At 35.3% G+C, this 16,295-nt stretch carries 17 protein-coding genes; 2 read left to right on the top strand and 15 right to left on the bottom strand.

Annotated elements, in window-relative coordinates; all coding sequences use genetic code 11:
* Positions 1–144 precede the first annotated feature (144 nt).
* From L1994_RS11725 to L1994_RS11655, 15 genes are all read right to left on the bottom strand, one after another.
* Positions 145–588 (bottom strand): class I SAM-dependent methyltransferase, encoded by a 444-nt coding sequence (locus L1994_RS11725; RefSeq protein ID WP_278099617.1) that lies wholly within the window; start codon positions 586–588, stop codon positions 145–147.
* Between the two features lie 35 nt (positions 589–623).
* Entirely contained in the window at positions 624–1,565 is a 942-nt protein-coding gene (locus L1994_RS11720; RefSeq protein ID WP_278099616.1) for a GDP-L-fucose synthase family protein, read from the bottom strand.
* A gap of 73 nt (positions 1,566–1,638) precedes the next feature.
* The gene (locus L1994_RS11715) at positions 1,639–2,778 is read right to left on the bottom strand and encodes a glycosyltransferase family 4 protein (RefSeq protein WP_278099615.1); all 1,140 of its coding nucleotides are present in this window, start codon (positions 2,776–2,778) and stop codon (positions 1,639–1,641) included.
* An 8-nt stretch (positions 2,779–2,786) separates the two neighbouring features.
* Positions 2,787–3,695 carry a glycosyltransferase family 2 protein gene (locus L1994_RS11710; RefSeq protein ID WP_278099614.1) on the bottom strand — a complete coding sequence of 303 codons (909 nt, stop codon included), beginning with the start codon at positions 3,693–3,695 and terminating at the stop codon, positions 2,787–2,789.
* A complete protein-coding gene (locus L1994_RS11705; protein WP_278099613.1) occupies positions 3,692–5,272 on the bottom strand; it encodes a glycosyltransferase family 4 protein in 1,581 nt (526 codons plus the stop codon). The genes L1994_RS11710 and L1994_RS11705 overlap by 4 nt, the downstream gene beginning before the upstream one ends.
* A gap of 79 nt (positions 5,273–5,351) precedes the next feature.
* Entirely contained in the window at positions 5,352–6,257 is a 906-nt protein-coding gene (locus tag L1994_RS11700) for a class I SAM-dependent methyltransferase (protein WP_278099612.1), read from the bottom strand.
* A 140-nt stretch (positions 6,258–6,397) separates the two neighbouring features.
* Positions 6,398–7,135 (bottom strand): methyltransferase domain-containing protein, encoded by a 738-nt coding sequence (locus L1994_RS11695; RefSeq protein ID WP_278099611.1) that lies wholly within the window; start codon positions 7,133–7,135, stop codon positions 6,398–6,400.
* Between the two features lie 165 nt (positions 7,136–7,300).
* Entirely contained in the window at positions 7,301–8,542 is a 1,242-nt protein-coding gene (locus L1994_RS11690) for an ABC transporter ATP-binding protein (RefSeq protein WP_278099610.1), read from the bottom strand.
* A gap of 12 nt (positions 8,543–8,554) precedes the next feature.
* Positions 8,555–9,322, bottom strand: a complete 768-nt coding sequence (locus L1994_RS11685) for an ABC transporter permease (protein WP_278099609.1) — start codon at positions 9,320–9,322, stop codon at positions 8,555–8,557.
* A 65-nt stretch (positions 9,323–9,387) separates the two neighbouring features.
* Positions 9,388–10,497, bottom strand: a complete 1,110-nt coding sequence (locus tag L1994_RS11680) for a glycosyltransferase (RefSeq protein ID WP_278099608.1) — start codon at positions 10,495–10,497, stop codon at positions 9,388–9,390.
* Positions 10,482–11,534: a GDP-mannose 4,6-dehydratase gene (gene gmd / locus L1994_RS11675; RefSeq protein ID WP_278099607.1), complete on the bottom strand. Its 1,053-nt coding sequence runs from the start codon at positions 11,532–11,534 to the stop codon at positions 10,482–10,484. The genes L1994_RS11680 and gmd overlap by 16 nt, the downstream gene beginning before the upstream one ends.
* Positions 11,535–11,621: 87 nt before the next feature.
* Positions 11,622–12,296 (bottom strand): GDP-mannose 4,6-dehydratase, encoded by a 675-nt coding sequence (locus L1994_RS11670; RefSeq protein WP_278099606.1) that lies wholly within the window; start codon positions 12,294–12,296, stop codon positions 11,622–11,624.
* 110 nt (positions 12,297–12,406) lie between these two features.
* Positions 12,407–13,342 carry an IS5 family transposase gene (locus L1994_RS11665; RefSeq protein ID WP_278099427.1) on the bottom strand — a complete coding sequence of 312 codons (936 nt, stop codon included), beginning with the start codon at positions 13,340–13,342 and terminating at the stop codon, positions 12,407–12,409.
* Between the two features lie 20 nt (positions 13,343–13,362).
* Positions 13,363–13,725, bottom strand: coding sequence for a GDP-mannose 4,6-dehydratase (locus tag L1994_RS11660; protein WP_278099605.1), 363 nt, complete (start codon positions 13,723–13,725; stop codon positions 13,363–13,365).
* 539 nt (positions 13,726–14,264) lie between these two features.
* On the bottom strand, positions 14,265–15,416 hold the full coding sequence (locus L1994_RS11655) for a glycosyltransferase family 4 protein (protein ID WP_278099604.1): 1,152 nt from the start codon (positions 15,414–15,416) through the stop codon (positions 14,265–14,267).
* Between the two features lie 192 nt (positions 15,417–15,608).
* On the opposite strand from L1994_RS11655, the gene L1994_RS11650 reads away from it, so the two are divergent.
* A complete protein-coding gene (locus L1994_RS11650) occupies positions 15,609–15,842 on the top strand; it encodes a hypothetical protein (RefSeq protein ID WP_278099603.1) in 234 nt (77 codons plus the stop codon).
* A 24-nt stretch (positions 15,843–15,866) separates the two neighbouring features.
* Positions 15,867–16,148, top strand: a complete 282-nt coding sequence (locus L1994_RS11645) for a type II toxin-antitoxin system RelE family toxin (RefSeq protein WP_278099602.1) — start codon at positions 15,867–15,869, stop codon at positions 16,146–16,148.
* Positions 16,149–16,295 lie beyond the last annotated feature (147 nt).

The raw sequence follows: 16,295 nt of genomic DNA, 5'->3' as shown, positions 1-16,295 counted from the left end.
TAATTTCATTTGATTAAAACCACATTGCTGTGATATTTGGTATATTTCGTCAAGAATAACATCACGTTCAATCCAGTCAGGTCCAAGTTGTTCCCCATATGTATCAAGAAACTCAATTGTTTCTTTACTTTTCGAATGTTTCGCTCACGGTTCTATAAAAATTGCCCGACCTCCGGGTATTAATACCCGATGCATTTCGGATAGGGTTTTAGAATAATCCTTCATATGATGTAATGAATCAAAGCAAATTATATTGGAAAAAGTATTATCTTTAAATGAAAGGCAGCCACCATCACAAAGAACAAAACTCATTGAATTTGAATTTAACCACTTATCTAAAGAAAATCTTTCCCTGCCAACACAGGCAAAATTTGTATAAATATCACATGCAGATACATCATATCCCATCCGGTTGAGCCATTCTGATATCCAGCATGTCCCAGCCGCAAAATCCAATATTTTAATATTCTCATAATTTTTTTGGATACAGGATAATGCAATACCCAAATCAAATAAAAGTCTGGATTCATCTCGCCCAACCTTAAAAGGTTCATTTAATGGAGGATTGTCCTGATATTTCTCATTCATAATTGAATCACATATTATGCAAAAAAAACATTTTTTTAAAGACCATACTTTGTCTCATACCACTCAATTGTCTTCTTAAGTCCCTCTTCAAATCCCATCTTTGCAGTAAAACCAAACTCATCTTTAGCCCGGCTCACATCAAGGCAGCGTCTTGGCTGACCATCCGGCTTTGTTTTGTCCCAGACAATATCTCCTTTAAATCCTATAAGACGGGAAATTAAGTGCACAAGATCCTTAACAGAAATCTCCATTCCTGAACCAATATTTACAGGACTGCTCTTGTTGTATTTTTCACTGGCAAGAACTATTGCTTCGGCACAGTCTTCTACATATAAAAATTCACGTGATGCACTTCCTGTACCCCATACTACAATCTCATCCTTTCCCTGTTCTTTTGCTTCGATACACTTCCTGATAAGTGCAGGAATAACATGTGATGTTGCAGGATCAAAATTGTCACCGGGACCATATAGATTTACAGGCAGTAAAAATATAGAATTATAGCCGTATTGAGCCCTATACGCCTGTGACTGAACAAGAAGCATCTTTTTTGCAAGACCATAAGGTGCATTTGTCTCTTCCGGGTACCCATTCCAGATATCATCTTCCTTAAATGGAACAGGGGTATATTTTGGATAGGCACAGACAGTTCCGATAGCAACAAATTTTTTGATGTCACACTTTCGTGCCTCTTCAAGAAGCTGAACGCCCATCATAAGATTGTTGTAAAAAAATTCACCAGGGCAGGCCATATTCGCACCAATACCCCCCACATTTGCTGCGAGATGAATTACAATATCAGGATTTGAATCACTGTAAACTCTGGATATATCCTCTTTTTCTACAAGATTGTAATCCTTACTCCTCGGAACAAAAATATTATTACATCCCTTTGCTTTTAATTTTTCAACGACATTTGTTCCAAGAAATCCTGCACCACCGGTTACTAAAACTGATTTATTATTCCAAAATGACATAAGAAACTCCTGTTATTATTTATTTTACTAATGAATACCAATTGTGATTAAGATCCTAAAATATTTAATCAGACTACTCTCCATTATACACCGATTCATATATCCGAAGAGTTTCTCTTGCAGTTTTCTCCCATGAAAATTTCGCTACATTCTCAAAACCTTTTTGCCTGAGATCTTCTTTTAGGATTTCATCATCTATTGTATCAAGAATAAGATTCCTTAATTGTTTTCCATTGAGAGGATCGAAATATAGAGCCGCATCACCCCCAACTTCAGGCATGGAAGATGTATTGGACGTTATCACCGGGACTCCGCATGACATTGCCTCAAGTAGGGGAAGTCCAAATCCTTCATACAAGGAAGGATAAACAAAAAGTGTTGCAGCAGAATAAAGTGCAGGAAGATCATCTTCATCGACATAGCCAATTCGATAAATCTGTGAAAAATTATTCGATTCAATCAGTCCATCTATTTCAGAATTCAGCCAGCCCTTTCCTCCTGCAATTACTAACGGATGCCTAATTTTTATTGATTCGGGAAGATTACAATATGCTTTAATTAATGTGATGAGATTCTTCCTTGGTTCGTAAGAACCCACAAATAAAATAAAATCTTCAGGAAGATTGTATTTAGAAATTACTTCATTTTTTTCGTCTAAATTGCGGGGAGAAAATATATCTTTTGCAGCTAGATGTGTAACAGTTATCTTATCAGGATCGGCACCGAAATGCTTTATAAGTTCTTCTTTTCCATGATTTGATATTGTTATAATTCGATCCGCATATTTTAAGGCATCCAGCGTTCCCTTAAGGCAATGCTGCCTGTTTTCCTCAATGTGACACTCAGGCATTACCTCAAAGCTTATATCGTAAATTGTTACAATCAATTTTCCGTAATGATCCTCGGGTGCACAAAAAGTTGTTGAATGGAGTATATCAACATGACCAAGAATCAATTTTTTTGGAATTTTTGAGTGCCGCCAAAGCAGGTCTATTACTTTTTTAGGAATTCTTTCAAAACGAATACGAAAATTCCTCTTATAGGGTGCTATGGCATCTTTAAAATCAGGATGATATATATGATAAAAAAAAGGATAGAGCACATATTTATTTTTTTTATCTATTTTTGCAAGTGCATCTATCAGATTTGCTGTGTAATATCCCACACCTGCCTTTTCGCCTACGATTAAACTTATATCAATCCCAATTTTCATTTTTTGACTCACTGCATATCTTTGTTTATAAAAGATTTAAGGTACCAGTCTTTCCATCTATGAAACTCCGAAAATGGGAATTTTCGATTAAACTGGAGGCATTTTATCGTAGTCACAGTTGTCATTCCTATTATAAACAATGCATTTTTTAATTTGGTATCACGCGATACAAAACGATCTACATACAAATGAGAATATGCGTAAATCCATGATAACGGAACATTCCCTCTCCCATAATGACTTTTTATAACTTTGAGAATTTCGGCATGGGCCTCTACCCTTTTAGACATGGTTTTAGTTTCCTGGTAAAATCTGGAATTTGCCAAATACTCCGGCATATAATCCAGTTTTCCATATCTTTCAGCTGCACGGATCCAATAATCATAATCCATTGCATAGTGGAGACTTTCATCAAATAATCCAATGTCTTCAATAACTTCGCGTTTCCAGAATGTCGTAGGCTGACAGATATAGCAGGTTTCAGCCAAATGTTTAAAATTGTAGGGTTCTGTAGGATATCTTTCAATAATATCCCCTTCTGCAGTTATATGATAGCCTTCACCATATAATAGTTTTGAGTCCGGATTTTCTGAAAAATAACGAACTGCACGACTGATTGCTCCAGGAAGATATGTGTCATCTGAATTAAGATAAGCCAAAACTTCACCTTTTGCAATCCGAAGACCTTTGTTTATTGCATCGGTTTGTCCTTTGTCCTTTTCTGAAACCCAGACAATTTTGTCATCATATTTTTTCAAAATATCCAACGTTTCATCGTTCGAACCACCATCCATCACAATATATTCGATATTAGGGTAATCCTGGTTTAAAACACTGAGAATAGTCTCCTCTATAAACCGGCCCTGGTTATACGAAGGTGTAACTATAGTCACAAGCGGCAGATCTTCTGAATTCATTTTACTTTCCTTTGAACATACTCTGTTGAATTTTCATTAAAGTCTATCATAATTAATGAATCCAGAATAATTGAAATTTTCCTTTCATCATCATTGATACCAAGTTTTTTTGGACTATATGAGTACTTGGAAATTATCTCGATTTTGTATTCTGTATTTGTTGTTTCAATATCAGGAATTTCAAAATCAAATGAATGAATACCTAATGACGGAATAATTGCATTAATTTTTTTATCATTTAGAATTATTGATATTTTCATTGGATATTTTACAGGGAGTTCGCTTCTAAGATCGATATGTAAATGTCTGAATCTTTTTTTCCCGCAATATACAAATTTCATTTTGGAAAACCATCCATCTGAATATAAACCATGGAAATAATGGCATTCATTTTTTAATGAATTATTTGAATCTTTATATTGATTATATACAGATGTAAAAAGATCAAGATGCATTCGGGCAACTTTTTCATATGAATATAATATCGCCCTTTCTTTTCCACGTGATACTAGTTCTTCACGCAGAGGTTCATCAGCCACAATCTTATGTATCGCATCACAAATACTCAGAGGATCTGTCGGTTCAAACAAATATGCTGCATTATCTGCAATTTCAGGTATACTTGTTGTATCAGAGGCAATCACAGGACAGCCAACCGTCATTGCCTCTAAAAGAGGAATCCCAAATCCCTCAAATAATGATGGAAATATAAGTGCTTTAGCATTTTTGAATAATTCAGGCATATCGCCCTTATCTATATAATTCAGAATATGAACGGATTCTTTAAGATTATACTGTGAAATAAGATCATTAATTGCAATATTATTTTTAAGATCACTTCCTGTAAGAACAAGATGCAAAGAGTCATTATATATTTTTTTATAGTGATTAAATCCCTTAATGAGATTTAAATGATTTTTATGAGGCCATGCATTTGCAGGGTATAATAAATAATATTCAGGAAGATTGTATTTATTTAAGATTTTTTTCTGATCGTCAGTATTTTTCCCAAAATTATCTCCGGCTGCAAGATAAATCACTTCAATTTTTTCAGGTTTAATTCCTAATTTTTCAATAAAACTTTGTTTTGAAAATTGGGATATTGTAATAATTTTAGTAGCCTGCTCACAGGAAGGTTGGATATAATCTCTTCTTAATTCAAGTTCCTCTTTGGAAAAATAATCAGGAAAATATTCATGCTGAAGATCAGGTATTGTAACAATACTGGGGATATTTAATGGGCGCGGATCCAGACTTAAAAACGGACAAAACCATAAATCGATTTTATTGTCTTTTATAATTCTGGTCATCGGATCATCAACATAAGTATGTGATGGAATAAATTTAGATAATAATCCTGAAGTTAAATCAATTAACCCTCTTCCTTCATGAATTCGCAATTTTTTACAATTTGGAGCCGAATAATTAAGAGTTGAATCATTGTAAGGTGCTGTGATCAGGTAATACTGATTGACATTATCTATTAGAAAGAGTTGTTCCAATAAATTTCTAAGATATACCTCCATTCCTCCATTTTTTCCGGGTCTTAAAGGTATGAGATTAATTCCGATTTTCATAAAGAAATCATTTGCTCCTGTTTAAAATATATTTGTACAATTAATACGGAATTTTAAAGAAAACATAAGGTATTATAATTTAGACTCCTTTTTTTGCAATTATAGCGTAGTCACCATTTACCCATTTATTTAAAGAATCCACAGCTGAATCATCATTAAGATCAATGTCCTCAGAAAGATATCTTATTTTGACATGCCCAAATCCTGAAGAACAGCAAATAAACCTAACTATTTCTGGAAAGATTGGTTTTTGATGAGATGGATCTAAATAAAAAAGACGGAAAGCCAATAAATTATATGGGTTTATAGTTTCTATAACAAAAATACCATCCGTTTTCAATTTGCGAAATGCAATTCTAATTAACCGATCCATTTTTTCAAATGTGAGGTGTTCGATAACCTGAGATGAAAAAATTCCATCAATGGATTCATCCAGACAACCTTCTAAATATTCTATTATATCACCAAACTTAACATTAAGACCTTTTTTCTGACATCGGGTAACCATTTTATCATCAAAATCTACTCCCATTCCATCAAGTCCATACTCCTTTAATATTTCTAAAAATTCTCCCCTTCCTGAACCTAAATCAACAATAATCTTTTTTTCTTTAAAAAGTGGCAAATATATTTTTTGTCGTTTTTTAATTAATTGCTCACTGCCTCTGAACATATCCTCAAAATTAGAATAATCAAAAGAATCTGTTACTGGAATATTAAATTCAGAATTTTCTATTGAGATATCTGGAATAATCAGATTATTTAACAAATTAATATCTGCCATGAGTTTAATAATTTGAGTTTCAAGAGAATCAACCTTTAAATCCATGGATTTCAAACGGGATTCAGTATCAACCATAAATTGCTCATTAGCAATTATCCGTGATTCTATCGTTTTCAAACGGGATTCAGTATCAACCATAAATTGCTCATTAGCAATTATCCGTGATTCTATCGTTTTCAAACGGGATTCGGTATCAACCATAAATTGCTCATTAACAATTATCCGTGATTCTATAGATTTCAAACGGGATTCAATGTCTAATATCAATTGTGGTAAATTTTTTATCGTTCGCAAGGTAGACATCATCATAAAAATCCTTTTTATTATCAATATTTTTCTTCTTATTTAATTTTTAATCCTAAACGGGAAATTAACGAAAATATATTCCTTTTTAAACTGGGCTTAATTAATACTATACATGCAAGTCCTGCTGCTGCAGGAGCTCCATTATCTTTGTACAATATGGATTCAAGATCTTTATCTCCGCAATTAAACCATCCATTATTATAGAGATAATAACTCTCAGCACTTTTTTGCCATGGAGAGGAATGGGTTAATGCATGTAATTTTTCTTTATCATAATGAATAAACCAACCATAATCATGAAATTTACCATATGGTACAGTTATGACTACTTTCCCTCCAGGTTTAGTAATCCGATATATCTCTCTTAAGGCCTGAATATCTCCACATTTTTCCTGATTACTAATAATTCCAGTATATATTTTATTATCTTTTCCAACATGTTCTATTGTTGAAATACAAAAAACTAAATCAAAAAAATCATCAAAGAATTCTGTTTTTCTAATATCACTAACATGCGAAATAATTCCATCTATATTTTTATCAACAATATCAAGTCCATGAAGTTCGGGTATATGTAAATCAAGTAATTTTTTTAAATATCTTTCCTCAGCATGTGCGTATCCAATATCTAATACAACCTTTTCATTTTTGTATTGAGATATTGCCCATGGAATTTCAATGCATCGCTCGGAATCTCCAACTCCATAGGAGGTCAAAGGCCTTGAAAATGAGTGGATAATGTTTTTATTAGAATTAATGCTGATTCCCTCCACATTCTTTAAACGAAAAAGTCTCATATTCGAATCTCGAATAGTAATTCGTCTGTCTTTTAAAGTTTTGATCTACTTTGTAAAATAATTATGTCCCCTTATTATCTTCCCAGTAAAGATTTATCAAAACTTTAATTTTTTTTTTATTATCATACCAATCACAAAGAATCATTCAAAGTAACAGAGTTCAACTTTAGGTTTCATATTGAAAATCCCCGAATATAATATTGATGCCCTATTTGGTACAACATTGAGAATTCCAAGATCATAAATAGTCAATAAATATTCCTCAAAAGTTCCAATACCATTCCCTTTGTTAGATATACCAATTGAGAATGAGTATTTCCCTGGAAATAAAGGAAAATTCAATAAAAACGAAATATGAGCAAGATGAAATGCTGATAATTTATTAGGCTTTAATCCCATTGAATCGGTTTCTATCTGAAATATCGTCTGGCCAAGGTAGTTGCGAATTATTATTCCAAAATGAGGTTCTTCCAAATCTTTTTTTGTTTTTATAATGTAATCTATTTTCACATTTTTTTCACTTTCGATAGATGAAATTTCTTCATTATCTTCATTTAAAAATTTAAAAGAAACAAGTTCCACTTCTCCCGTATTCATACCTGATCTTTCTTCTAAATTTTCAGTATCAGCTTTTTTAATATTTAATTCTGCTTTGCCACAATGGATCTTTTTAATAATTTTATTTTGATAGAAATCAACAACATCTTTTGTATTGCCATAATCTATCAAATTTCCGTGATCAATAAACAAAGTTCTGTCACATAATGTTCGCACAGCATTCATATCATGCGAGACAAAGATAATAGATCCGCCCTTTTCCTTAAACGCCTGAATCGCTCTCATGCACTTCTGCTGGAAATATGCGTCCCCGACAGAGAGTGCTTCGTCAACTAAAAAACATGCAGGGTCAGCGTGAATTGCGATTGAAAAACCAAGCCGCATCAGCATTCCGGAAGAATACGTCTTTATCGGATCGTATATTGCATCCCCTAACTCTGTAAAATTAATAATTTCATCTTTTTTTGCGTCAAGCTCTTCCCGGCTCATTCCAAGCATAGTTCCGTTCATGTAGATGTTTTCAACACCGGAAAGCTCACTGTTAAAGCCTGTTCCAAGCTCCAAAAGTCCGGTTACCTTTCCGGTAACGCTGACTTCCCCCTCGTCCGGAATGATTACGCCCTGCAGAATCTTTAAAAGAGTTGACTTTCCTGCCCCGTTCTCACCGACAATTCCAAGAGTCTCCCCGTCAGATACTGTAAAAGAGATGCCTGATAACGCTTTTAAATCCTTATGGTATTTCTTTCGTGTTACAATCTCTTTTAACCTGTCTGCAGGAGAGTGATATATCCGGTAATTTTTGCTGACATTTTTAACAGTTATCATAAATAAATCACCTCACATGAAATCCCGAATGTCCTTTTCAAGCTTATTGAATACCCAAAAAGACAAAAGAAGCATGAAAATACTTATCAGCAGAACATATCCCAAAAACATAAATCCGGGCACTTCATTATAGACAAAAATCGACTGATAGCCGTTTACAACCGCTGTCATCGGATTCCACACTATAACTCCTTTTGCAAACTCAGGAAGGATGTCAAACACATATACAATCGGCGTAAACCAAAACCAGAACAGGAGTACAACCTGGATTGTCTCACGCAGATCTTTTAAAAATACCATGAAGTTTGCCAAAAAAAATCCCAAAGAATATGCAAAAAGAACCTGAATGAAATAGATTACAGGAACAAACAGAATAAGCCAGGAGAACTGGTAGCCTGTATATAGAAGAAAAACAAAAAACAAAGCCATTGTTCCAAGAAATATTACACTCTCTGAGATTACAATATAAAGAGGAAAATACCGAAGATTAGTATTTAATTTTGTAAGAATGTGTCGCTTGTCAGGAAAAACAGTTGAAATTCGTGCAAACATGGATGCAAAAGCAGTCCATGGTAAAATTCCTGCGCAGATATATATCCCGTAGCTGAAAACATCAGAAGAGCCGGGAAGCTTTGCTCCCATAATGCTTGAAAAAATAAATGTATATACTATGATATTTGCAAGAGGGAAAATAAAATTCCATAAAAATCCTAAAAGAGAGCCTGAATACCTCTCGGTCAGATCGCGTTTTGCAAAATCCATTATTAAGCTAAAATTCACTCAGACACACCTGTTCATTACCTAAAAATAATTATCCATAATATTTTACATAGAAAGCATAAACATTATCGGTTAACAACCGCCTCTTTTATGCCTTTTTTAAATCTCTCAAGGGAGAAAAGCTCTGCCCTTTCAATACACTCATCATGATAAATTTCAGGCGATTCAGATATCTTTTCAACAGCCTTTACAATCGATTCCACATCAGCATCGACTAAAAACCCGGTTTTTCCATCAATAACAGTTTCCCTAAATCCGCCTTCATTTACAGCGACAACTGCCTTTCCGGAAGCCATCGCCTCAACAGGTGTCAGACCATAGTCTTCATCAATTGCTGTTGCAATAAATCCTCTGCAGTGTGAATAAAGATTTAACAGCTTCTCACCGGTTACCTCTCCGATAATTTCCACATTTTCAGGCAGATTTTCAGAAATTTTCTCAGCATAGACTGAAGCGTGATCACCTTTTGCATAGCTGCCGACAATTACCAGTTTCTCATCAGGCAGATTTCTAAATGCCTCAATCTGAAGTTCAATCCGCTTCTCAGGATAAATACGATTCACAGAAAGCCAGAAATCACCATAATTTTTGCACGAATATTTGGAGACATCTACGGGAGGATAAATTAATTCAGACTCTCTTCCGTGATATTTCAAAACCCTCCCTTGCGTATTTTTTGAGATTGTTACAATATTATCAATCTTTTCAACAGAACGTTTGTCAAAATATCTGTTGATTAAAACCCAGATTCTAAACACCTGTCTGGTAATAAAATTTTGCCGGTTTAAAAAAGTCTGGTATAAATCATAAAATGCCCTTACCGGTGTGTAACAGTACCACATATTGGGGTGGTGCCTGCGGGCTGCGTAATGACTCCAGTTGCCTGTAAAAATAAAAAAATCGTAATCTTTTGAAAAATCGCAGTTAAAAAATTTTATCGAAGCCGAGATCTGCTTCAATGGAGGGTATTTAATAGTGCTTCCAAGACTTATGATATTTACACTGCTGTCAATTTTTCCTGCGGCATCAGTATCAGTTGTAATAATATCGGCATTTAAAATCCCTGCCATCTCTAATACAACCTTTTCGCCGCCGCCGATTGCACCAAAATAATCATGAAAAATAGCAGTTTTCAAGGATTTCTCACCAAAATCCCCTATCAGTCCTTCTTCCACCACTTCTCGCCAAACTTTTTACTAATTATCTCATCACCTTCGCCCGGGACCTCAAGACCTGCAGCACGCATATCAGAGTCCATCATTATCTTTACAAGATCCTCAAAAGTAACTTTGGCTTTCCATCCCAAAACTTTCTCGGATTTATCAGGGTTTGCCATTAAAGCATCAACCTCAGTCGGGCGGAAGTATTTCTGGTCGATTCTTACATGGTCCTCAATATTTAAGCCGACATAGGAGAAGGCTTCGTCTAAGAAATCATTAATTGAGTGAGTCTCTCCTGTTCCGATAACAAAATCATCAGGTTTGTCTGCCTGAAGAATCATCCACATAGCCTCAACGTACTCAGGTGAAAATCCCCAGTCGCGTTTTGCCTCAAGATTTCCAAGATAAAGATACTTTTCTTTCCCGGCAAGAATAGATGCAATACCCCTTGTAATCTTTCTTGTAACAAATGTCTCTCCCCGTCGCGGCGACTCGTGATTAAACAAAATACCGTTTGAGGCAAACATGTTATACCCCTCGCGGTAATTTTTTGCCATCCAGTATGAATACACTTTTGCACATGCATAAGGACTTCTTGGAACAAACTGTGTCTCCTCATCCTGCGGAGGGGTTGCACCACCAAACATCTCACTGGACGATGCCTGGTAAAATCTGATATCCTTTCTGCTTCTTCTTATCGCTTCAAGGATGCGGGTTGTTCCAAGGCCGGTTACATTGCCGGTATACTCAGGGATATCAAAACTGACCCTTACATGACTCTGGGCGCCCAGGTGATAGACCTCATCAGGCGCTACATTATATATTATATTGTTAATCTGTTCAGAGTCAGCAAGGTCTCCGTAGTGAAGGTACATCTGTGCATTAGGGTTATGCGGATCAACATAGATGTGGTCAATTCTTGATGTGTTAAAGGTCGATGCACGTCTTATAAGACCGTGCACCTCATAGCCTTTATGCAAAAGAAGCTCTGCAAGATATGAGCCGTCCTGGCCTGTAAGGCCGGTTATTAACGCTTTTTTCTGTTGTGTCATAATATTATTCCCTTAAATTCCAAAAAAACATTAAGTTTTTTGATTACAAATAAATTGAACCTTATCTATCAAAACTATTTTTAAAACTTATATGTGCTTCATCCAGTATTCATATATTGAAGACAGACTCTTTTCAAATGAGATTTTCGGCTCCCATCCGGTTTCACTATTTATTTTTGAATAATCTCCGACAATCATAGGGTTGTCAATCGGTCGAATCTGTGAGCTTTCCTGGCGGACTTCAACCGGGATATTATACATCCCGGATAAAATCTCAATAATTTCAAGAATCGATCTGCCGGTGCCACTGCATATGTTATAGACTTCACCTCTTCTTCCGCTTTTTAAGAGAAGTCCGTATGCAACACATACATCACGGGCATCTAAAAAGTCACGGATAATTGAGCCGTTTCCGATGTGTAAAACAGGCTCCTGCAGACCCTTTGAAATCATTGCGAACTGCTTTACAATCGAACTTATAACAAACTTATCCTTCTGCCCTGCCCCGCAGTGGTTAAATGAGCGTGTACAGCAGATGTCAAGTCCGTATCCTTCTGCATAAATTCCTGCCAAAAGCTCCTGTGAGACTCTTGCAACCGCGTATGGATTCTGTGGATTCTGCTGTTTTGTCTCTTTTAATGGCAGATCACTATTTTTAACAATTCCGTACTGCTCGGATGACCCAACAGATAAAACTCTTGTGCCCTTGTCAATTCTCCTCACAGTATCAAGAGGATAACTAAAATCCCTACATTTTCCCAATAATGTTTGTAAATGGATGGAATGATCTACAAAATACAAAATTCAATCTAAAATTTTCTCAATCTGGTCATTTTTTGTAATATTTTTCTATAGCTACAGCTAGAGGCTCATCATTGTTGCAATCCTTTTAGTCGATACAAATTGTAAGCCAAACACGAAAATAAATTCTTGACATGTACCCTTTTGGCCGTTGTTTGCAAAACATGACCTCCATGGAAAGTACGCTTAATCACTGCATAAGGTAATTCAACCAAAGACCTAGTTCGGGATATTGCCCTGTTTCTCCGATTGTCTTTCTCTTTCAATGGGTTGTTTCTTGTTGCCCTTTTCATAGTTTTATCCATTGAAGCCTTTGGCTTAACCCCAAAATATCCCTTATCGCGGTACACTGTCTCACCCTTTTTTGAAAGATCGATTTTACTATCATGAACATTAGCAGGAGTTGTAGTAAATCGACGAATCATTAGATATTCCTTATCAATCAGAGTGTGAATTTTATAGCCAAAATATGATTTATTTCCCTTTTTACTCCATTTTCCATCTTTTGACCTTCTTGTTTGGGCTTCCTCTCCTCGTGGTTTATCTTTCTTGGCATGACCTGGATCTGACGTAATAAATGAAGCATCCTGGATAACTCCGCGAGTAATTGATATTCCCTTTTCTTCAATCTGTCTCTGTAATTCGTTCCAGATTTTATCTGAGATCTCAGCTGTTACTAATCTCTCTCTAAAAAACCAAATTGTCGAGTGATCTGGAATTTTTAATGGGTAGTTCAGAAAGTTTCGAAAAGAGATTCTATCGTTGGCTTGTCTTTCCAATTCGGGATCTGAAAGGCTATACCATTGTTGCAAAAGAAGCAATTTGAGCATCAATATTTCGTCGTAGTTGGGCCTTCCACCAAGTCCTGTTTTGTTCAGGAATAAAGGGTACAGGATTGGTCTAAAACATTCCCAGTCAATTATTTTTTCAACTTCACCTAACTTATCTCCTTTTGAGACAATCCGCGCATATTCATCTTTAAAAGCAAAATTAGCAAAGTTACTCATAATAATTCAGAGATCGGCGACTATAAAGTACTATCGGTAAGTGGGGGGTTTTTCGAAATTCTCTCAATTATATTCAGAAAAATATTGGTGTTATTCAAAAACGAATCAACAGGGGTCTTCCAGCTTTCTGCAACCGAACTCTGCGCTGCAAGGTGAAGAATATAATCAGGTTCAGTCTCTTCTATTATTTTTTTTATAAGATTCAGATCATTTAAATCTGCCTTATAATGAGTGATACTAGAAGCTCCTGCATCTACAAAATCCCAGTCCGGCAGATTTCTGCTGATTCCACATATTTCAAGATTGCAGTGAGTTTTTTTGACATAATCAACAAAATATCCGCCAACAAATCCGCTGATTCCGGTAATTAATATCTTCTTCATAAATTCCCCCTAAAATACATAAGACACAGGGTTTCGTTTTCCAGAGCTATTTTTGTATTTGGTATAAGGTAAACTAAATTATTATTTTTTAATTTATGAGTAATAAATGCCTTTACTCATTACTGTATATTACACCCAACTTAGAACAGTACGAACACTCATTTTGTATACCTTGACCGTTAACATTGGACAGTCTAAATGTCCTGTATAGAGAATCTAAAATATATGGATATGAGGACAATATCAATATAATTTTTTTAGTGAAATATTATGCCCTATACCCCTTTTTCCCTCTATTGGCAAAACCTTTGCGCAGTTCGCTTCGCGAACACGCCCTGACCTCAGGGCTTGCGCCATAGTGATAGTCTGCTTCAAGAATACCCTCGCGGGTATTCTCAGCAGGTGGGAATGATGTTTGAGTTACAGGCGATACTACGTATGACTCATAGGAGATTTTAGCACAAAGTGAATTTAATATTCAAAATAATGAATATTCTGGAATTGAATTCGGAGTTATATCTATCAAATGAAGTAATTGTTCAACCTGAACTTTTCAAGACTTTCTCATAATAAAAAACAATCTCTTTTGAAATCTCAGAAACATCATAGCGGTTTGCCGCCGTAAGCGCTTTATCACCCATCTGATCTTCATTTAAAATTGCAGTAAGTATCCCATCAGCAAAACTCTCCGGGTCAGGGTCTGTTATTATTCCGTCTTCTCCGTCTTTTATTAGAGATGCAGCGGCGTTTGAATTGCTTCTTACAGTAACAACTGAAATTCCACAGGCCATCGCTTCTATTGCAACAATCCCAAAACCCTCTCTTGTCGATGGAAGAACAAAGACTTTCGCTGACTTCATAGCAGAAAAAACTAATAATTCGTCCTCTAAAAAGCCTTTAAATGAAACATTTTCTGAAATATCCAGCTTTGCAGAAAGACTCTTTAGAGAATTTATCTCCGGCCCGTCTCCTATAATTACTGCCTTTACAAACGGCAGTTTATTTTTTACTAAAACAAGCGATCGTAAAATTAGATCAACGTTTTTCGAAGCGATAAGACGGCCTGCAAACAATATGTCACAACTTTCCGCTGATGGCATAACGTCTGAAATCCTGATTTTATTAACTCCGTTTGGAACAACGCATACATGTTGGTGAGAATTATGCAAAAGACAATTTCTCTTCTTTAATCTGTCAGCAGTCAAATCTGAAACTGCGATTTGATTTTTTGAAAGGACTGCACAAATCCTCTCTGTGAATTTTCCAAAAACGCCTGAAAAACCAATATATTCATACCAGTAATCTCCCCAGAATTCATGCCATGTAACAACCAGCGGGGTTTTTTTAAGTACTGATACCAAAAGCGATGTAAATACAGGAAAATAAGGAAACGCCTGGCAGTCGATTATGTCAAATTTTTCCCTTAAAAGCGGGAAAAAAAGAAATACTGAAAAATATACAGCCTGGAAAAAAGATCTTCTACCCTTCACATAGAGTTCTTTTGGCCTGCAGACGCCATGATAAATTACACCTTCTTTTTCAATAACAGAAGAGCCATCCCAGTATTTCATGCCGAAAATATGAACTTCATGACCGCTTTTTACAAGAGAGAGCGAAAGCTCATAAATTCTTTTTTCAGCGCCTCCCTTGACATAAGGATATATGACGTCATAGACAAATGCAATCTTCATAAAATCCTGTATTAATACTTATACACCGCATCGGCTTTAATATACTTCCAAAAAACGGTCATGAAACCAGATTTTTCATGGTAAACAGCAAATTACAGATGCACAACATGATAAAAATGCACAATATGCCATATAAGCACATTAGGGCATAAATGCACAATTATAAATATAGTGCTTTACAAAAAACATCTCATGCTGTCGGGAACAGATGAAACTTCATCAAATCAAATCAAACGTATTCCAATAAAAGAGCCTACATGGAGAGAACTGCATGACTTAAAAAAAGCAGGGCAGAGCTATGATGATTTGATTTCAGAAATGATTGGAAGAGAACGTGACTTTCGGGAATGGAAAATGATTGCTGATATAGAAAATGAAGGGGAATTTGTGCCTTTCAATCCTGAAGAGATACTAAAAAGCGAATGAACCAAACGATACAGGAAAAGGACTGTGTTTACTATTCTAATTGAAAAAAAAGCAGAGAAATTTCTTAAAAAACTGCCACTAAAATCCCGGCACATAATTGTTGAGAGAATTCTGGAACTAAAGGCTAATCCTTTTCCCGGGGAGAATAAGGAAAAATTATTCTGCTCCAGACCTCCTGATGTATACCGCCTCCATATCAGCAGATCTTATACTGTATTTTACATAATTGATATTCACAATAATATTGTTAAAGTTGAAAAAATAATGACAATTGACGGGGCACATAAGGATTACTCACATTTGTGATTAACTTAAATCTACACATCATCAGCCATGACGGGAATGATAATATTGAAAATAAATAATCCCTGAAATTTTTCTCCTGTTGCAGTAAATGTAAATTTTTAAAATTTCGCTTATATCAGAAAATAACTTCTCTTCCTATTATTAAAA

This window comes from Methanomicrobium antiquum (genome assembly GCF_029633915.1).
Classification (GTDB): Archaea; Halobacteriota; Methanomicrobia; order Methanomicrobiales; family Methanomicrobiaceae; genus Methanomicrobium; species Methanomicrobium antiquum.
Note: the sequence above shows the minus strand (reverse complement) of the source record. Positions and strands in the feature narration are given on the sequence as shown.